This is a genomic window from Sporomusaceae bacterium ACPt (genome assembly GCA_041428575.1).
GTDB lineage: Bacteria > Bacillota > Negativicutes > Sporomusales > Sporomusaceae > Sporomusa_D > Sporomusa_D carbonis.
In genome coordinates this window covers 517,317-537,785 of the sequence record CP155570.1, presented here as the reverse complement: position 1 = coordinate 537,785, position 20,469 = coordinate 517,317, and the positions used below count along the sequence as shown (strand labels likewise).

Here is a 20,469-nt window from a genome sequence, read left to right as displayed (position 1 = left end):
CAAGGACACCTATGCAATACCGTCTAAAGCCTTTTGGGCAATATTGATAATATCCTGGACATTTGCCACCCGGGGATTAACAGGAACATTACCTGTTTTCGCGGCCTCCTCAGCCAAATGGGGAAGATCGTTTTCAGTTACGCCAAACTGCCGAAGGCCTTTAATAATTCCGATGTCTTTCATTAAGCTCTTAACGGCAGTTACGGATTTTTGCGCTGCCTCCAGCACTGACAAACCCCTAATATCTTCACCCATCAATTCAGCAATTTTGGCAAATTTCTCCGGACATGCTAAATAATTAAATTCCATTACATGGGGCAGCAAAATCGCATTGCCAATACCGTGGGGAATGGGGAAATAGGCTGCCGCCGGAACTACGAAGGCATGGGCCAGTCCCAGTCTGGTCACGTTAAACGCCAGCGCCGCGATCATGCTTGCATACAGCATATCTTCCCTTGCTTGGATGTCCCGGCCATTAACAACAGCTTTGCGCAAACTCCGTCCAATCAAGGCAATGGCCTTCTCCGACATAGCTTCCGATATGGGTTGAGTAGCCGTACAGACATATGATTCAATAGCATGGGTTAAGGCATCCATGCCGGTAGAGGCTGTCAACGACGCAGGAAGCGATAGCGTCAGCAAAGGGTCGGCAAGAGCAACTGTAGGCATTAGATACCAACTGCCGACTCCGGCTTTAAGCTTCGTTTGCTTATTAGTAAGTACGGACCAATATGTTGCCTCACTACCTGTCCCAGCAGTGGTAGGTATAGCTATAACTGGCAGTGTAGGATTCTTGAGTTTACCAATGCCCGCATACTCACTTATATCACCAGGATTAGTAACCATAGCGGCTATGGCCTTTGAAGCATCTAGCGCGCTACCACCACCAACACCGATGATTAAGTTACAGTTATTTGTTTTTGCAATCTCGGTAACATTCATCACCAATTGGGTCGATGGATCAGATTCAACTTGGTCAAAAACAATATAGTTAATTTTTGCGGCTTCTAACGAAGCGATAATTCCTTGGAGCAGGCCTGCTTTGGTTACTCCGGGATCGGTCACAACCATGGCTGTTTGGGCACCAAGGCTGGCAGCAATTTTGCCAACTTGTTCTGCTGCGCCGCGCCCAAATATCAATTCTGTTGGCATTTTATACTGATAAATGGTATTAGTCATGAACATCATCTCCGTCTCGACAATATTTCATCTTGAATAGTGGCCATCAGAAATACCTTTTCCTGCGGCATCCTTACTACTTACTTCCTAGAAACTCCGGATAGCTCTTGCCAGCTTTTCCAATGTCAGAAAGGTCGTACTCATTTACAAAAATGGTAACAGCTTCTTCCTTTACGCCTACTGATTTCACCATGGCTTCCGTTACCAGCTTGTACATCTCTTTCTTCTGTTCATTGGTTTTTCCGGCAGCGATGTTGATCTGAATTATTGGCATGATTTAACCTCCTTTCTAGATAATCATTTCATCCTCTCACAAAACGTAATTGGTGATACCTCACTAGAATGGGAATTTAATCAACCAGATAGCGTATTCTCAGCGGGACATACGTTATCCGGTTTGAAAGCAGTTGGGCGGTTGAGCATTATAGCCTCTCTTGCTCTTGTTACCCGCCGATCTCTACACTAATGCCTAATTGGCTTAGTGTTCGCTGAAGTTCTTCCATATTATCCTTCGTCGGTGGTTCGATATCCAGTTTGTATTCCTGACCTAGTCGAAAGTACTTAGGTCTGCCAAAATCATGATAGGGAAGCAGATGAATTTCAGCGATGCCTAGCTCTCTGGCGAAGCTTGCAATTTGAGATAAGTGTTCTAAGCTATCGTTTAAGCCAGGTATCACAGGCACCCTGATCACTATATCTACTCCCGTTGCAGCTATCTTGCGCAAATTGGCAAGAATCAGCATGTTCTCTACGCCGGTCAATTGTTTGTGAGCCTCATTGTCAAGGTGCTTAATATCAAATAGAACTGTGTCAAGATACGGTAAACAGCGTTCTATTTTTTCGAAAGGGGCAAAGCCGCAAGTCTCGATGGCGGTATCTATACCGTGCTCCTTACATTTCTGCAGCAAGGCATAGAGGAAATCGGCTTGGGCAAACGGCTCCCCTCCCGAGAAGGTAACCCCTCCACCAGAGGACTCATAAAATACCAAATCACCCTGAATCTCCTCAAGTGCCTCCATGACCGTATACTGCTTGCCTATTTCTTGCAGGCATTCGGCATAGCAAATTTTTGTACAACGTCCACACAACGTACACTCGGTTCGATTTATCACTACACCGGTCGGGGTAATGGTGATGGCGTTTACCGGACAACTTCTAACACATTTCTCGCATCTGAAACAGCGGTTTTGCAAAATAGTAATTTCATTGTTAAATGATTGAGATTCAGGATTGGCGCACCAAACACAATGGAGAGGACATCCTTTAAAAAAAACCAAAGTTCGTATACCCCGCCCATCGTGAATGGAGTATCTTTGGATATTAAAAATGTTTCCTTTTAATGTTGATGGCGGTATTGCTTTACCCTGTTTCATTCATTACCCCCTGTTTAAAGTAAGTGCTCAGTCCGCTCAATAACGTTATTTTGTAATTTTTCATCTAAATCCACAAAAAACGCGCTATAACCAGCTACTCTGACCATCAAATCCCGGTACTTCTCCGGATCCTTTTGCGCCGCCCGAAGCGTATCGGCCGACATAACATTGAATTGCACATGCATCAGCTTGAGAGCGCAAAATGATCGTAATAATGCAATAAAGTTCTTAATGTCCTTATCGTTTTTGAGGGTCGAGGGGTGGAGTTTTACGTTAAGTAGAGTACCATTAACAGCTGCCGCATGTTCCACTCTTGCTACCGAGCGGAGCACTGCGGTCGGCCCCTTGAGGTCACAACCATTAACCGGTGAAATGCCATCGGCAAGTGCTTCTCCTTTTTTTCGACCGTTAGGTAGCGCAGCTACCACTCCGCCCAGCGGCACGTTAGCTGCTACAGGATATAGTCCCGGACGATATTTACCACCACGTGGATTTCGATACTGTGATACTTCTCTGCAATAAAACAAACCAATCTCTCTTGCCATTAAATCAGGTAGGTTTTCAGCATTGCCATATTTCGGCACTTTGTTCCGCAGAAGCAGGCGCACGTCCTCCTGCTCTTCGAAGTTATGGTCTAGGGAATCGATCAGTTCACCCATAGAAATTTGCTGTGTATCAAACACACAAGTCTTTATTGCCGCAAGTGCATCAGCAACATCGGCCAAGCCAATACCTTGTGGACCGGTATAATTATAACGGGCCCCACCTTCTACTAAATCCTTGCCCTTGGCGATGCAGTCATCGATAAATGACGATATGAATGGAGTCGGAATTAATTCACGATGCACATAATCCCAGGTATTTAGCATGCTTACCATATGGGCGATAAAATACGAAATCTGTTCCTTGAATGCTTTCATCACCTGGTCAAAGGTTTGGAACTCTTTGGCATTGCCAGTAGCAGGTCCGATTTGCTTACCGCTTAATTGACAAACCCCATTATGAAGAGCTAATTCAAGACACTTTCCTAAATTAAACATAGCCGCATTAGTCCAGCCGTTTGTGTTACCCGATGGAGTAGGTTCTACACAGCCGACGATTGCATAATCACGAGCTTCTTCCAAAGGAATACCGTCACTCATAAGCGCCGGAATAATTACTTCGTCATTAAATATTGCCGGTTTACCGCCAGCTGTTTTGACTAACTCCGCCACCTTTAACAGAAACTTTTCAGGCGTGGTGCTATGCACGCGCACGGAAAGCGATGGTTGTGGCATTTGAATATGTTTATCGGCCTCGATGCACATATAAGAAAGTTCGTTGGTTGCATCTTCGCCGTCTTTATTGAGGCCGCCCACGATGATATTCTGTGACATCGTCACCCCCCCGAAGTATTTTGCTGCAGGAGGATTATCGCTGAGCTTTATTACCTCATTATGTTTAAGCCATACACAGTCAACTAATTCTTGAGCTTGTTCAAGCGTTAGTTTATTCTCCTTTAAATCCTGTGCTAAATAGGGATAAAGGTACTGGTCAAATCTACCGGGGGATTCTGCCAAGCCATCAGTCTCAATTTGAATGATTAACTGGAGGAACCAGAAAGATTGCAACGCTTCATGGAAACTACGGGCAGGATATTCCGGTACCCGCCGGCAAACTTCGGCAATAGTCTCCAGTTCTTTCTTTCTGCCAGAATTAATTTCTTGCTGCGCCAGTTCCTCTGCCAATTGAGCGTAACGATTGGCAAATTCCGCTACTGCATCACAGACAATCAATACAGCGCGATAAAATTGCAGCTTACCGATACCTTCTGGGCTCGCTGGATCCAAGGAATTCATCAAAGCAACTACCTCATCCTTTAACCCGGAAAAACCCTTTTTTAGAATTATTTCATAATTAGCCACATAATGCCCTGTACAATTACGTAATAGCAACGTTGGGGCTATTACTGGGTATGTTTGTTCAAAAACCTCCCGTGTTTCCTCAGTGAGTAGACCAAGCGCCCGTTCCATGACAGTTTTTCCCCGCCAATAACCCAACACGTCTCGTAGAACCTGTTTATCCTGCTCATTTATTGCAAACCGGTTTAAATTACGTGTACCAAAAGTTTCTAGTTGTTCTGTTACCCAAGGCGCGGAAGTTTCCGGAAATACGGGTGCCTTATTGGGTGCGCTGGCCTGATTACCCACAATGAGTTCCCCGTCAGCAATATAGATCGACATTCCTCTCAGTATATCCCGCAGTGCTTTGGCACGGCGAATCACCATCGGTTCCGTTTCGGTTTCCTGATAACTTTTAGTAATCAAAACAGCCCGTTCCACACAGATAGCCTTTTCAAATGACCGGAGTCTCTCTCTCAGGCGTTGAATTCGCAAGGTAGCTCCCATCTGACTTCCCTCCCTTTAATGTGAGATATTTTTGAAAATATTGCATATTTAAAATAGCTAATTATCAATTGACTATTCAATATACGTGCCAAAGCTATGCCGCCAAAACACCACTATATTGGTTGAAATTTCAGTCACTTTAATACCGACGTTAACCACCAGTATTTTTCATTGACCCTCAAAAAAATAGCCACTCAGATCAATCGCCCCACCACAGCCTTTTGCACTCCAGTTCTAAATCATCGCCCGTCCGGAATGGTAGCTAATTCGCCATCCTTCCCATGTATTTATGAAGGACGGCGAATTGTTGATCTACCAGTACCGTGGTTCAGTGCCTAGAACTACTTCGACGGGGAGAAGTGGTTACCGTCTGCCTCTTCGTCATATTGACGAGCCATTTTGATATCTAAAATTTCGTGAATTACCAGTTCTACTGTAGCAAGAGCTGGATTTTCACCTTTTACAATATGACCGCCAAATACGGTGCCTTTTTTATCACACATGGTTGCATGGAAGTGAATCTCGCTCTTGCCGTCTTTCTCGGTGATCAGGCCCATGCCGTTCATCAGCTCGACCGGTCCCTCGACGCGGTTTACATCCCCATAGCCAGCCCCAAGTTTGGCATTGTTTGGAACAAGAATATAATATCCGGCTTTTTGGAGGCTGCCAATGCAGTTCACCCAGCCGCCTTTGATACCATTTTCGTCACAAATCTTCTCAATGCCTGTTATAAGATCTGTCCCCGGCTGGATTCGTGCTGCTACCTGCTTGCCAGCCTTACCTGCTGCAAATTTAACTCTTACTTCGTTACTCATTATAACTACCTCCATATATTTTTTATTATGAATCCCCTATTACGGAGCTTCAGACACCTTTAAGATTAAAGCCGAAGCTTACTCAGCTTTCTTTTTTACGCTTATATCCACACCTGTAATATTCTGCAATACCTTGACTACCGCAGAATGATCTTTCTTACCAAAACCAAGTGCACGTGCAGCTTCATAATACTGCAATGCTGTACTCGTAAGATTTAGTGGAACTTGCAGATCACGAGAAGTGTCTAAGGCAAGGCACAAATCTTTATGCTGCAAATCAATGGCAAAACCTGGCTCAAAATTCCCAACTAGCATATTATTAGGCATTCTTTCAATTGCAAAGCATCGAGCTGCTCCTTTGCCAAGTACTTCTTGCAACAAAACAGGGTCGGCTCCAGCCTTGACGCCGATTGTCCAGGCTTCGGCTACTGCTGCCCACTGTATCCCAACTATTATCTGGTTAACCATCTTGGCAGTTTGGCCTGCCCCAATTTCGCCGAACCGAACAATTGATTTGCCCATTGCTTCCAAAATAGGCATGCTTTTTTCGAATACTTCTTTGGCACCACCTACCAAAATGGCAAGCGTGCCCGCTTCGGCACCAACAACGCCGCCTGTTACCGGCGCGTCGATCATATTCACACCTTTTTCGGCTGCCATTGCAGCGAGCTTCTTAGCCGCCCCTGGCGCAATTGAGCTCATATCGATAATTGTACCGCCAGTTGCCATTCCTGCTAAAACCCCGTTATCCCCTGATAAGACAGACTCAACATGCGGTGAGTTCGGTAGCATGGTAATGACCGTGCCACAGTTACTTGCCAACTCTTTAGGAGTAGCGGCAGCTTTAGCGCCGAGTGCAACTAATTCTTCCACTGGAGCCGGGTTGAGATCATATACATAAAGTGGAAATCCCGCCTTAATTAAATTCTTTGCCATTGGTTTGCCCATTGCTCCGAGACCAATAAAACCTACTGATGTTTTCACAATGCATTTCTCCTTTTCCTAATTCAAATTTGAGACTTAATCAACACTTCTTTTAAAATGCTACTTTATCCAAGCCTTTGAGGTTCAACATCTTTCTCGCCTCATCTGGAGTAGCAATTTCAAAACCCATTCGTTCAGCAATCTCCCTCATAACAGTAACTTGTTCAGCGTTTGACTTGGCTAATTGGCCCCGTTTCAACCAGAGGCTGTCTTCCAGACCAACACGGGCATTGCCACCCATCGCCAATGCCGCTGCCTCCACGGAAAATTGCTGTCTTCCGGGAGCGACACAAGACCACATAAACTCGCCAATCTGTTCTTTTGCAGTTTTCACTAAAAACGAGAGATTGTCAACCGAACACTGAATACCGCCTAAGACACCAGTAACAAACTGCAAATAGATCGGCTGTTTTACTATCCCTTTTTTCACGAAATAGGCGATGTTATTAATCATACCGACATCAAAAACCTCGAATTCCGGCAGAGTCCCATTTTCATTCATAATGTTAATGCAATATTCAATTGTCTTGAAGGTGTTAGCAAAGATGTAGTCATAGGTGTTCTTTAGAAAAGGAATTTCCCAATCATGGATCGGCTTAATTTTTTCTGCCGCCGGGCTTAACACGAAGTTCATTGAGCCGGCGTTACAGGAAGCGATTTCCGGTTTTAGCTTCGGAATAACAGCAAGTCGCTCTTCCGGCGTCATGCCCAAGGCTCCACCTGTGGTTATACCAATGACAACATTGCATCTTTTCTTAATTCCCGATACAATCTCATACATCGCGTCTATATCAGAAGTGGGCTTTCCCGTTTCCGCTTCGCGCGCATGAATATGTACCATTGATGCTCCGGCCTCATAAGCTTTTACAGCCTCATCAATAATCTGCGCAGAACCTTGCGGTATATATGGTGACATTGAAGGTGTTGTAACAGCTCCAGTAATTGCGGCTGTTAACATTACTTTATTACTCATTTTTATATCACTCTTTCTTTTGACGATTAGGTAGCATTATGTAGATTTTTTCACTAATTTTAGACTACTGTTCTTGATCGGGTATGGTGTTATAGGTACCTGGCTGAACTAAATCAGCCGAGACCTTGTCACCGTGCTGCCTCTTGCATGAATTCCAGCCTTTCGTCATCCGGTCCTAAAAAGAAGATATTTTGCATGCCGTTCTTCAGCATCCCAGGATCATCAGATAGTAGCTTTACCCCTGCGGCGCGTAGTTCATCAATCGCAGCGGTAATATCTCCTACTTTAAAGGCAATATGGTTCACCCCTCCACCCGTGCGTTCCTGAGAGTTACTTTGTAAAAATTGCACTAATTCGATTGTTTGTCCCGCTGCATTGAGAAAGATAAGCTTCACTCTTTCGTCCTGGTAAACATTCACGAGTTCACATCCTAAAATCCGCTGATAGAAACGACTTGACTTATCAGCATCTTTAACTACAATTCCAGTATGTGCCACATTGTACATTTTTCCACTCCTCCGTAAAACTAATCAGAATTAAAATTCAACGTAAAAATCACGGAATAATCATGCTTTTCCAGCTCAAGCGCACAGGAATTACAAATACTTCGGCTGATCATCATATTGTCTGATGTTCTACTTATCTTTATATTACACCATATTTCTGAATTGTCAATGTCTTTTTTTTCTCATTTTTTTCATTTTTTTCATATTCCACAGTCTATGAGAAAATACATAAAATTTTCTGGAAAATACAAGAAAAAAAAGGTTCTTAGTGCCAATAGCGAATCTATATGTATTACCGGATATGGAGTAAACGCCATGGGCTGGAAAGGAATATCAAATTTAGAGTGTTAATTTGCAAAACTCTTAGCAGAAACCGGACAAAACTTGCAAAATATATCGTAAATCTGTTTTTGTATGTTAATTATCCCCATAGCAGAAACCTTCTCGTAAATGTTTCACCAACAAGTACAAATTAAATTTATGGCTATTTTATCATAAAATCTGCTCAACCGTAAATGATAACTAAGTCTATACATAGATCATACATATTGTATTTATAGATCGATGCATTATATCAAAACAATATATGCAGATGGTTGTCCTTCTTCAGCGGAAGGATAAGGCAATGCTGGGGAGCAACCTGATCGTCCTAAACAGCATAACAGTTTTTTACAATTGCCAACACCCCAGATTTTGTATATGATATTTCTTAAGGCAGCAATTTTTTATACACATTTCCCAAAGCACACTGTATCGCACACACATAAGCTATCCACCCCATCGTATTCGTTATTTCCTTTTTTGCAGAGATTGATATCAGTCTACTCAATTCCTTTTGTTCGTCCAAGCAAAGTGGGTAGGACATGGCTCGAAGAAAGGACCTGGCTAACACCGGGGCGTGCTTTCCTCTACACCTGTTTCCAGGTTAGGTACCAGGACGCCCTTTCCGAAGAGGCTACGACTGCTTCGATTTCCGGAGCGTTGTAAGGTTTATGCGGCACAGCATACAAGGCAAGAGTGATTTGAAGGTCTTGCGTCTGCCGATACATAAATATCGTTTAGCACTGTACTAGCATTTCTTAACGTTTACAATCACATGACGCTTGCGGCTTTCGTGACCATGAACGTCCTCCAGACGCCGCGGACATATTATGTTTTTTCTGCGAAATCTATGTTCTGTGGTACACTCAAGATTTTTTGTGAGTCCTGCGGTTCAACCGAGTCTCTTGCCGGAGAAGTTGTCTGTCATGGCTTTTCCTTGTCTCCTTACCTTTTCAATCTATCTATTTGCGTTAATGGCAGTTTAACGATATCGTCCTTTGCAAGGGTTATCTGATGTATGGAAAACCATAAAAACCAGTGTATTCGAATGGTCTACACAGAGGCTTGAGCTGGAATTCCGTCGTCTCAGTTTTTACTGAAACTAAAAGCGTCGTAGGTGAGCTATGTCTTGTTAACTGTAAATATTTGTTCCCAGATTTACTCATTTAAAATAATGCAGGAGTGTGGCTTATATGCTTGAAGAGAAAGCACAGCAGGTAAAAAAAGTACTGGTTACTCAAAATGTAACTCAACAACTGATTGATTTAATTATGAATGGGACAATTTTACCTGGAGAAAAATTACCAACAGAAAAACAATTGATGGAAATTTTCGGAGTCGGCAGAAGCTCTCTTCGTGAAGCAATGCGTGCACTCGTTGCTTTAGGGCTAATAGAAGTTAGAGTTCCCGAAGGTACTTTTGTATCTCAAACATTTGGAGAGTTCTTTACTAAGCAATTATCACTCATGTCTAAGATCAGTTTTGACAACATAACTGAATTGATAGAAGCGCGCATTGCTATTGAAACAGATGTTGTCGAGTTAGCAACAATGAAGGTTACTCCTGAAGATGTTGAAAATTTAAACCATATTATGGAAATGATGAAAAAAGCACAAACGTCAGAAGAACATCAAAAAATCGACTTGGAGTTCCATAACACCTTGGCAAAACTTTCAAGAAACTCTTTTATGTATGAGACTATGAAAATATTACATGGAATTACAGCTTGGTGGATAGGCAAGGTTGCCCAAATTGAATCTGCCAGCGAGCTAGCAACTGTACAACACGAGAATATTGTTAAGGCTATTCAAACAAGGGATGTAAATGCAGCATCGGAAGCAATGAAAGAACATTTATATTATGTAAGTGATTTATTAGTGAAAGTACACAAACTTGATGAACACAATAAAATGACGTGATATGATTAAAATCCATTGGATGGATTTCGGAAAATCTCGCTCAGCACCTAGTTTACACCAGTGCTGAGCGAGATTTTTTTTGTGTTTTTTAATTCTCAAGTGGCAGCTGGACATAAAGATACAGCCAAACCATAGTTTCGTCCGGATAACAGTTGTTCCTTTCCCGATAGCATTTTTATTTAAAAGACATTGACAATTCATAATTTTGTTGTAAAATAGAGATAATTCAATGTCAGACAATATGATGTTGAAAGTAGTTGACTATTTGCATAATAAAAAATTGAATGATTGGATACCGAATTTTAGTATGTCGTAAGTTTGATAATCGAAGGAAATTCAGTTTTATGCTTCTCTATGAGGCTTTAACTAAATTAATAATTCGTGAAAAGGAGGAATTAGTTTTTTATTGAGAATTGATACTTAATTTATTCGGAACTAATACTTATTTAACTGAGAGGAGAGATACCAATGAACGCTAATAATTTTCAGCGCATCGGGATTGCCGGAGCAGGCATCATGGGAGCCAGCATCGCACAATGTTTTGCGAATGCCGGATATAGTGTCGTGATTTATGACCTAAAAGATGAGTTTCTGAACAGAGGCCGAACAGCAATCAAACAAAATCAAAGCAGTTTAATCGCTGAAGGGTTATTAACCCAGCAGCAAGCTGATGACGCAGCGAAGAAAATCACCTATACTACCCAAATCGACGATCTGAGCGACGCATCCCTTGTTATTGAGGCAATTATAGAAAAGCTAGATATCAAGCAACAGTTTTGGCAAAAACTAAGTCGCATTGTTAGTCCTGATGCCATTTTGGCCACCAACACCTCCGGACTAAGTGTTACTGCTATTGGTCAAAACGTACTGTATCAGGGGCGTTTTGCAGGAATGCACTGGTGGAACCCGCCGCATATCGTGCCATTAGTTGAGGTAATTATGGCGAAATACACCAGTGAGGATACAGCAAATAGCTTGATGGAAATCTCAAAACAGTTAGGCAAAATACCCATTCTCGTCAAAAAAGACGCCCACGGCTTTGTAGGAAATAGACTCCAATTCGCTGTTTTCCGTGAAGCACTGAATATTGTCGAACAGGGCATAGCAACAGTCGAAGATGTAGATAAAGCGCTCAAGTTTGGGCCGGGATTACGCTATTCTGTTCTTGGCGCACTAGAAACGGCAGATCTGGGCGGACTGGATACCTTTTACTATATCTCTTCCTACTTATTTGCCGATTTAAGCCAAGCATCCAAACCGCCTGAATTTTTGAAAAAACTGGTTGATGAAAACAATTTTGGTGTAAAAACCGGCAAGGGTTTTTACGACTATGCCGACGGAAAAGATGTAGAAGTCATCCGCCGCAGAGACGTCATGTTCCTGCAACTATTAAAAATGCTTACACAGCAAGGCATTTTACCATCAAAATAGAGAGGTGTGAAAAAATGAGAAGCAACCAGATGAAAGCGGGTATGGAAAAAGCCCCGCACCGATCATTGTTCAAAGCACTGGGCCTAATTAATGAAGAAATTAAAAAACCTTTTGTCGGTATTGTCAATCCGTTCAATGAGATCATTCCTGGGCATGTTCACATGAACACCTTGGCCGAGGCCGTCAAGGCTGGTGTGTGGCAAGCCGGAGGGACACCAGTACAATTTCCCACCATCGGTGTATGTGACGGAATAGCAATGAACCATGAGGGTATGAAGTATTCGTTGGTCAGCCGGGAATTAATTGCCGACTCGATTGAAATAATGGCGTCAGCTCACCGTTTCGATGGTCTTGTTTTCATAACAGCCTGTGACAAAATAGTACCGGGAATGCTCATGGCTGCCATGCGCTTAAATTTACCCTCCATCTTTGTCAGCGGCGGTCCCATGATGGCAGGCAAATGGCGTGGCAAGAAAGTAACGCTCACCTCGATTTTTGAAGCCGTTGGCAAAGTCGGGGCAGGAACAATGACGGAAGCAGACCTGTGTGAATTGGAAGATGAAGCCTGTCCCGGCTGTGGCTCCTGTGCCGGGATGTTTACCGCCAACTCTATGAACTGCATGACCGAAGCATTAGGCATTGCCTTACCGGGCAATGGTACCATTCCGGCCGTCCATGCCGCCCGACTGCGGTTAGCAAAACAAACAGGCCTGCAAATCATGGACTTAATCCAAAAGGATATTCGGCCGCGTGACATCATAACAGCGACAAGCTTCCAAAATGCATTAACTGTCGATATGGCTCTTGGTTGCTCGACCAACACTATCTTGCACTTGCCAGCGATTGCCAATGAGATCAAACACAAAATCACGCTGGAGTCAGTCAATGAAATCAGTAAAAAGACACCACACCTATGCAAACTGAGCCCTGCTGGTGAACATTGTCTGGAAGACCTGCACTTAGCAGGAGGCATTCCGGCGGTTATGGCAAAATTAGCGGAGCACAGCCTGCTAGACGGAACCCCCCTCACCGTAACAGGGAAAACAGTAGCAGAAAATCTCAAAGGCAAAGCCGTTGTGGATACCAGCGTAATTCGCAGTTTTGAAGATCCATATTCTGTTGATGGTGGTTTAGCCATTCTGTGGGGAAACATTGCCCCGGAAGGAGCTGTTGTGAAAAAAGGAGCCGTTCTTCCGGAAATGCTCAAACATGAAGGGCCAGCTCGAGTCTTTGACAATGAAGAAGATGCTTTCCAGGCAATTATGGGACGAAAAATTAAGCCAGGCGACGTAATAGTTATACGCTATGAAGGTCCTCAGGGCGGTCCGGGAATGAGAGAGATGCTGTCTCCTACATCAGCTCTTGCCGGAATGGGGTTGGACAGCTCTGTAGCGTTAATTACCGACGGACGATTTTCTGGAGTTTCCCGAGGAGCATCCATTGGCCACATCTCACCAGAAGCAGCTGCTGGCGGGCCAATTGCTCTAATCAATGAAGGCGACATCATCAGGATTGATATACCCAATAATCTGTTAGAAGTTGCTATCAGTCAAGATGAGCTGGAACGACGGCGTTCCGCATGGACGCCGCCACAACCGAAAGTTACGGAAGGTTACTTGAGCCGTTATGTTACTATGGTAACATCCGCAAGCACAGGAGCCGTACTGACTGTTCCTGGAAAAAATAAGCAAATATAAATACCGCCTTTTTTGGCCTGCTAACCAAAGCCCATTTCAAACTATCTGAGATGTAGTTTCATATGTACTAAAAACCATATGAAAATTAGAAACTGGGCCCATGTCAAACCTAACTCTATTCTTTCAGAAACCTTGGCATCGGCCAGTGCATACCTCGTCGATGCCAAGTCAGCTACAAAACGCTGGTTTTCGCTTGAGCGCGAAATAAAGCAAACAGAATACGCCGCTTATTGTTAGTCTCGTGCTGTCTTGATGGCTTTTTCCTAACTGCTAGCTAATTATTTGCGGCTTAGCCTGGTCCCATAAGTACCCAGTCTTTCTGCAGGTAAAGTTATCACTCAACTCACTTACAGGCCCATTGCCTGGCGGCCGAGGGGAAAATTGGTTAATCCTGCTGATTACTCAACTTGGGAAAGATCTAAGATAATGATAGATATGGCTCTCCCTAATTTGGGGAAGATTTAATTAATTCAGCCGACAAAATAAATACCTGGCGCTGCAGAAATAGAAGTAACAAGTCAGCATTATTTCTCAAGAATACGGCTTGGCACTAAATCAATTTCTAATTCAATTCTGAAGGAGGCATGATTTATGAAGAATTTAAATAGAAAAATGAAGTCCATGGATGGAAACACGGCTGCCGCCTATGTTTCCTATGCCTTTACCGATGTCGCAGCCATTTTTCCCATCACCCCTTCGTCTAACATGGCGGAAAGTGTGGATGAATGGGCGGCGCAAGGGAAGAAGAACATCTTCGGCCAAACCGTAGAAGTCATTGAAATGCAGTCCGAAGGCGGAGCCGCCGGGGCTGTACACGGCTCGCTGCAAGCCGGTGCCCTGACTACCACCTATACCGCATCCCAAGGCCTACTGCTTATGATTCCCAATATGTATAAAATTGCCGGTGAACTGCTGCCGGCCGTATTTCATGTTAGTGCCCGGGTCGTGGGTACTAATGCTATTAGCATTTTCGGTGACCATTCGGATGTTATGGCTACCCGGCAGACTGGATTCGCCCTGCTGGCCGAATCCAGTGTCCAACAAGTCATGGATCTGGCAGCGGTGGCTCATCTGTCGGCAATCAAAGGCAGAGTACCCTTCCTAAACTTCTTCGACGGCTTTAGAACCTCCCATGAAATACAGAAAATCGAAGTATTGGAATACGACGAATTGGCGAACCTGCTGGATCGCGATGCCGTAAATGCCTTCCGCCGCCGTGCTCTCAATCCAGATCATCCGGTTCTCAAAGGAACCGTGCAAAATCCGGATATTCATTTTCAGCAGCGAGAAGTATCTAACCGTTACTGGCAAGAACTTCCAGACATCGTAGAAGGCTATATGGCGGAAATCACAAAACTCACTGGCCGGGAGTATCACCTGTTCAATTATTACGGTGCCCCGGATGCCGAGCGCATGATTATCGCCATGGGCTCCATGTGTGGAACCATCGAAGAAGCAGTGGATTACCTCAATGCACAAGGGGAAAAAGTAGGCCTCCTCACTGTTCATTTATATCGTCCTTTTTCCCTGAAGCATTTCTTTAAATATATTCCGAAAACCGTAAAAAAGATTGCTGTATTGGACCGGACCAAAGAAATGGGTGCCCAAGCCGAGCCCCTCTACCTGGACGTGAAAACAGCCTTTTACGGTAAAGAGTGGCAGCCGGTAATCGTCGGTGGTCGCTGTGGCGTCGGCGGCAAAGACATCATCCCAGGCCATATCCTCAGCGTGTTCGAGAACCTCAAAGCCGCGCAACCCCAAGATCACTTCACCGTTGGGATTATAGATGATGTGAATCATACCTCCCTGCCCTTTGGTCAGGACATCGACACCACCGACCCGAGTACCAAAGCCTGCAAGTTCTGGGGGCTGGGGTCTGACGGCACCGTCGGTGCCAACAAGAGTGCCGTCAAGATCATAGGCGACCAGACCGACATGTACGCCCAGGCCTACTTCGCCTACGATTCGAAAAAGTCCGGCGGGATCACTGTATCCCACCTGCGCTTTGGCGACAAACAGATCAAGTCGCCGTACCTGATTAACAAAGCCGATTTCATTTCTTGCTCCCAGCAGTCCTATGTGGACAAGTACGACCTGCTGGCTGGTTTAAAACCAGGTGGCACCTTCCTGCTGAATACTACCTGGTCCACAGCGGAGCTGGACGAAAAATTGCCAGCCGCCATGAAGCAGTTCATTGCCGCTCAAAACATCAACTTCTATATCATCAATGCTGTGGAGATCGCCCAAAACCTAGGTCTGGGCGGTCGGTTCAACATGATCATGCAGTCAGCCTTCTTCAAATTAGCCAATATCATTCCCCTGGACAAAGCCGTACAATACCTCAAAGATTCCGTTATCAAGTCCTACGGCAACAAGGGCAGCAAGGTCATTGAGATGAACAACGCTGCCATCGACAAAGGAATTGAGGCCCTGGTCAAAGTCCATGTGCCTGAGGCCTGGAAAACTGCAGTTAACAGCACCACTGACCAAGCAAAGTTGGCTTGCGCCTGCAGCAGTGCTGTAGAGAAAGAAGTTCCTTCTTTCATTAAGAACATCCTCGTACCCATGAATCGGCAAGAAGGAGATAAACTCCCGGTAAGCGCCTTCATCGATCATGACGATGGGACATTTCCCCTAGGTACGGCGGCCTACGAAAAACGGGGTATCGCCATTAATGTGCCGGAATGGCTAGCAGATCATTGTATCCAATGCAATCAGTGCTCGTACGTCTGTTCCCATGCGGCGATCCGGCCTGTTTTGGTCAATACTGAGGAACTGGCCGCAGCGCCAGCAGGATTTACCGTCAAAGCCGCATTGGGTAGCAAGGATTTGCATTTCCGACTAGCCATCTCCCCCAATGATTGTACGGGATGCGGCAATTGTGTCGAAGTGTGCCCGGCCAAGGAAAAAGCGCTGGAAATGAAACCGCTGGCAACCCAAATGAGCCAGGATTTGCTGTGGGAGTATGCCATGAACCTATCGCCTAAAGCGAATCCCATGAATGTCTTTACCGTGAAAGGTAGCCAGTTCGAGAAGCCCCTCCTCGAATTCTCGGGTGCCTGCGCTGGCTGCTTGGAGACAGCCTATGCCAAGCTTGTAACCCAGCTGTTTGGGGATCGAATGATGGTGGCCAATGCCACGGGTTGTTCTTCCGTCTGGGCTGGCAGCACGCCCTCCATCCCATATACGAAAAATCATCGAGGCCATGGACCGGCCTGGGGGAACTCGCTGTTTGAGGATAATGCCGAATTTGGTCTGGGAATGCTGTTGGGAGTAAAGCAGATCAGAAAGCAATTGGCTATAAGAATTGAACAAGCGATGCAGCGGGAACTAGGTGATGAATTTAAAGCTGCCTGCAGCGACTGGTTAGCCAAGCAAGACCAAAATGAAGGTACGCGCGAACGGGCCGACCGACTGATTGCTGTCCTGGAACAGGTCAAAGGCGAGGATGCCCTACTTAACGACATCTATCAAAATCGGGACTTTCTGGTAAAACGATCCCAGTGGCTGTTTGGCGGTGACGGCTGGGCCTATGATATCGGCTTCGGCGGCCTGGATCATGTGCTGGCATCGGGCGAAGATATCAACGTTCTCGTTTTTGATACAGAAGTGTACTCCAATACCGGAGGCCAGTCTTCCAAAGCCACCCCGGCTGCGGCCATCGCTAAATTTGCCGCCAGCGGAAAAAAGACCAAGAAAAAAGACCTGGGTCAGATCGCCATGAGCTACGGCTATGTGTATGTCGCCCAGATCGCCATGGGAGCTGACAGAAACCAAACCCTCAAAGCCATTGTCGAAGCGGAGGCCTATCCCGGCCCGTCCTTGATCATAGCCTATTCACCGTGTATCAATCACGGTCTGAAATTGGGTATGGGCTGCAGCCAGTTAGAGGCTAAACGGGCTGTGGACAGCGGCTACTGGTCTTTGTACCGCTATAATCCGCTACTGAAAGCGGCAGGTAAAAATCCCTTTGTCCTGGACTCGAAAGAACCGACAATGGACTTCAAAGAATTCCTGTTGGGTGAAGTACGGTATGCGGCCTTAAAACAGCAGTCCCCGGAACAGGCGGAAGCCTTGTTTGCCAAGACAGAACAGGACGCTAGGGACAAGCTGGCAGCGTATAAGCGATTAGCTAGCTATTAAAAGGTAGACGCAAAGGAATCGCTAACAGCTGATTACAAAAGAATTAGTGCATAGCCGGTTTGGCTGGTCGATCTTATTTACTGGCCTGTCATCGACGGCTTAGATAAACCCTATCAATTAAACTTTAAGTCTTCTATTAACCACTAACAAAAGTAATTTCATCAACAGACCTTCATCCTGCGTAAGAAGAGATGAAGGTCTGTTTAGATGGCCATCAGTCAAAACATGATAATTCAGCATAGTTCAGCCGTCGCGGATTACTTGGTGGTGAGTGGGGATTAACAAGTATTGTTTCAGTTATCAAGCAATATGATGAGAAGGATGATGAACATGGCGAAAATATTTTATGAACAAGACGCAAATTGGGATTTCATAAGAAACAAGACGGTTGCGATTATTGGCTATGGCAGCCAAGGACACGCTCATGCCCTTAATCTGAAAGATAGTGGCATTAAAGTCATTGTTGGCCTTTACGAAGGTAGCAAATCGACAGAGAGAGCAAAACAAGATGGGCTTACGGTTTTACCGGTAGCCCAGGCAGTAGCTTTCGCAGATATTACAATGATCTTAATTCCAGATGAGAGACAAGGGAAAGTGTTTGCCGAAGAAATCGCGCCCAACCTAAAAGAAGGATCTGCCCTGGCGTTTGCGCACGGCTTCACTATCCAATTCAATCAGGTGGTACCGCCAACGAATGTGGATGTGTTTATGGTAGCTCCCAAAGGTCCAGGGCATCTGGTGCGCCGCTTATTTACCGAAGGTGGCGGCGTTCCTTGCCTATTGGCGGTCCATCAGGACTATACGGGCAATGCAGCGGACATCGCCATGGCCTACACCAAAGGAATTGGCGGTGCTCGTGCGGGTGTGATCCTTACCACCTTCAAGGAAGAAACCGAAACTGATCTTTTCGGCGAACAGACTGTTCTTTGCGGCGGGTGCACGGAATTGGTCAAGGCAGGTTTTGATACCCTTGTGGCAGCAGGTTACCAGCCAGAGGTGGCATACTTTGAATGTCTCCACGAATTGAAACTGATTGTCGATCTGATGTACGAAGGCGGCATGGCCAACATGCGTTACTCTGTCAGTGATACTGCTGAGTATGGTGATTATTCAGTTGGAAAACGGATCATTACAGATGAAACCCGCCAGGAAATGAAGAAAGTTCTTAAAGAAATCCAAGCGGGCGTCTTTGCTCGTAACTGGATTATGGAAAATCAAGCTAACCGCGCTAGCTTCCTCGCCACACGTCGCCAAGAGGCAGAACATCCAATTGAGAAAGTTGGCCAAGAACTGCGAGACATGATGTCCTGGTTAAAAAAGAAATAACCCGTTTACGAGAAACGCCCTTAGCTTTGCGCGTTAAGATCAAGAAAAAAGCTATATTGAAGTTGATTGTAAATGCATGCGCAGCTTGAGTAGAATCAAGCAGACATTCCATAATCTGAAATGTACTAACTCAAAAGAGCAGAACCGCTAGCATAATTAGAGTGTTTTTTGCTCATTTAGAGTCAATAGTTCAGGTTTCCGAGAGACTACTTAGCAAATTTGGGAGGAAAACAATGTCCAATTTGATTTTGGCAATCAACCCTGGTTCTACATCGACAAAAGTGTCTCTTTATAATGGACTAGAAGAAGTAGCCAGTCGAAATATTTCTCACAGTGCGGAAGAATTAAGTAAGTATTTCTCCGTTATTGATCAATTTGAATTTAGGCTGGGGAAGATAAAAGAATTTATTGTATCCAATAATATTGATACTACAACGCTCGCGGCCATCGTTGGACGCGGCGGATTTCTGCGCCCCATCATCAGTGGGACTTATTTAGTTGATGAAGAAATGTTGCAGGATCTGAAAAGCTGCCGATATGGCTCACACGCCTCTAATCTGGGAGCGCTACTGGCGAATTCGTTGGCGAAAGAAGCAAATTGCGCCGCCTTTATCGTTGATCCAATTGTTGTGGATGAATTAGATCCCTTGGCACGCATCACCGGTCATCCAGACCTACAAAAGCGGAGTGTGTTTCACGCTTTAAATCAAAAAGCTGTAGCTAAGCGTTTTGCACAAAGTAAAAAAATGCTCTATGAGGACATGAATTTAATTGTTGCACATTTGGGTGGCGGTATATCCGTGGGCTGTCATAGGCGGGGTCGGGTTATCGAGGTCAACAATGCTGTAGACGGCGCTGGTCCTTTCTCACCGGAACGGTCAGGAACCTTACCCGCGGGACAATTTGCGAATAATATCGCAACTCGGAATCTGAGTGATGATCAAATCGCCAAAATGCTGGCCGGTCGCGGTGGCCTTGTCGCCCATTTAGGCACGAATGATGCAAGGGAAGTGGAACGGCGCATTACTGCTGGTGACAATCAAGCCAAACTGGTTTATGATGCCATGATTTACAATGTTGCACGTTATATAGCCGCCGCGGCAGTGGCGGTACAAGGAAAGGTCGATTACATTCTGTTGACAGGCGGGCTTGCCTACTCTAAATATTTGACAGAAAAACTTACAGATTATGTTTCTTTTATCGCCCCGGTGCAGATCCTGCCGGGAGAAGATGAACTGCGGGCTCTTGCCGAAGGGGCCTTGCGTGTAATCAGTGGTCAGGAAAAGGCTAAACAATATGGTTCTATAACTTCTAAAAAAGATTTACATTAGGGGCTATTTTCCTTTTGGTTAAATATGGTATTTTCAAGGCATGCTTAATATTTAACTAAAGGACTGGTTGCACTGGAAGCATTA

The 20,469-nt window shown here is 45.0% G+C and carries 14 protein-coding genes; 6 read left to right on the top strand and 8 right to left on the bottom strand.

Annotated features, from left to right (window positions below; translation table 11 throughout):
* Positions 1 to 9 precede the first annotated feature (9 nt).
* The 8 genes from SCACP_RS02570 to SCACP_RS02535 all read right to left on the bottom strand — a co-directional run bounded on the left by SCACP_RS02570 (position 10) and on the right by SCACP_RS02535 (position 8,217).
* Positions 10 to 1,179, bottom strand: coding sequence for an iron-containing alcohol dehydrogenase (locus SCACP_RS02570; RefSeq protein ID WP_425059876.1), 1,170 nt, complete (start codon positions 1,177 to 1,179; stop codon positions 10 to 12).
* Positions 1,180 to 1,255: 76 nt separating this feature from the next.
* Positions 1,256 to 1,453 (bottom strand): tautomerase family protein, encoded by a 198-nt coding sequence (locus SCACP_RS02565; protein WP_425059875.1) that lies wholly within the window; start codon positions 1,451 to 1,453, stop codon positions 1,256 to 1,258.
* Positions 1,454 to 1,622: 169 nt separating this feature from the next.
* Positions 1,623 to 2,552, bottom strand: a complete 930-nt coding sequence (locus tag SCACP_RS02560) for a glycyl-radical enzyme activating protein (protein ID WP_425059874.1) — start codon at positions 2,550 to 2,552, stop codon at positions 1,623 to 1,625.
* 14 nt (positions 2,553 to 2,566) lie between these two features.
* Positions 2,567 to 4,939 (bottom strand): glycyl radical protein, encoded by a 2,373-nt coding sequence (locus SCACP_RS02555; RefSeq protein WP_425059873.1) that lies wholly within the window; start codon positions 4,937 to 4,939, stop codon positions 2,567 to 2,569.
* A gap of 341 nt (positions 4,940 to 5,280) precedes the next feature.
* Positions 5,281 to 5,754: a PPC domain-containing DNA-binding protein gene (locus SCACP_RS02550; RefSeq protein ID WP_425059872.1), complete on the bottom strand. Its 474-nt coding sequence runs from the start codon at positions 5,752 to 5,754 to the stop codon at positions 5,281 to 5,283.
* 78 nt (positions 5,755 to 5,832) lie between these two features.
* Positions 5,833 to 6,738, bottom strand: a complete 906-nt coding sequence (locus tag SCACP_RS02545) for an NAD(P)-dependent oxidoreductase (RefSeq protein ID WP_425059871.1) — start codon at positions 6,736 to 6,738, stop codon at positions 5,833 to 5,835.
* Positions 6,739 to 6,790: 52 nt separating this feature from the next.
* Positions 6,791 to 7,711 (bottom strand): 3-keto-5-aminohexanoate cleavage protein, encoded by a 921-nt coding sequence (locus SCACP_RS02540; protein ID WP_425059870.1) that lies wholly within the window; start codon positions 7,709 to 7,711, stop codon positions 6,791 to 6,793.
* Positions 7,712 to 7,839: 128 nt separating this feature from the next.
* The gene (locus SCACP_RS02535) at positions 7,840 to 8,217 is read right to left on the bottom strand and encodes a VOC family protein (protein ID WP_425059869.1); all 378 of its coding nucleotides are present in this window, start codon (positions 8,215 to 8,217) and stop codon (positions 7,840 to 7,842) included.
* A 1,514-nt stretch (positions 8,218 to 9,731) separates the two neighbouring features.
* Between SCACP_RS02535 and SCACP_RS02530 the strand changes: the two genes are divergently transcribed.
* From SCACP_RS02530 to buk, 6 genes are all read left to right on the top strand, one after another.
* Positions 9,732 to 10,457 (top strand): FadR/GntR family transcriptional regulator, encoded by a 726-nt coding sequence (locus tag SCACP_RS02530; protein WP_425059868.1) that lies wholly within the window; start codon positions 9,732 to 9,734, stop codon positions 10,455 to 10,457.
* Positions 10,458 to 10,925: 468 nt separating this feature from the next.
* On the top strand, positions 10,926 to 11,888 hold the full coding sequence (locus SCACP_RS02525) for a 3-hydroxyacyl-CoA dehydrogenase family protein (RefSeq protein ID WP_425059867.1): 963 nt from the start codon (positions 10,926 to 10,928) through the stop codon (positions 11,886 to 11,888).
* 14 nt (positions 11,889 to 11,902) lie between these two features.
* Positions 11,903 to 13,585, top strand: coding sequence for a dihydroxy-acid dehydratase (gene ilvD, locus SCACP_RS02520; protein WP_425059866.1), 1,683 nt, complete (start codon positions 11,903 to 11,905; stop codon positions 13,583 to 13,585).
* A 591-nt stretch (positions 13,586 to 14,176) separates the two neighbouring features.
* Positions 14,177 to 17,728, top strand: coding sequence for a pyruvate:ferredoxin (flavodoxin) oxidoreductase (gene nifJ / locus SCACP_RS02515; protein WP_425059865.1), 3,552 nt, complete (start codon positions 14,177 to 14,179; stop codon positions 17,726 to 17,728).
* Between the two features lie 330 nt (positions 17,729 to 18,058).
* On the top strand, positions 18,059 to 19,054 hold the full coding sequence (gene ilvC / locus SCACP_RS02510; protein WP_425059864.1) for a ketol-acid reductoisomerase: 996 nt from the start codon (positions 18,059 to 18,061) through the stop codon (positions 19,052 to 19,054).
* Positions 19,055 to 19,287: 233 nt separating this feature from the next.
* Positions 19,288 to 20,385: a butyrate kinase gene (gene buk, locus SCACP_RS02505; protein ID WP_425059863.1), complete on the top strand. Its 1,098-nt coding sequence runs from the start codon at positions 19,288 to 19,290 to the stop codon at positions 20,383 to 20,385.
* Positions 20,386 to 20,469 lie beyond the last annotated feature (84 nt).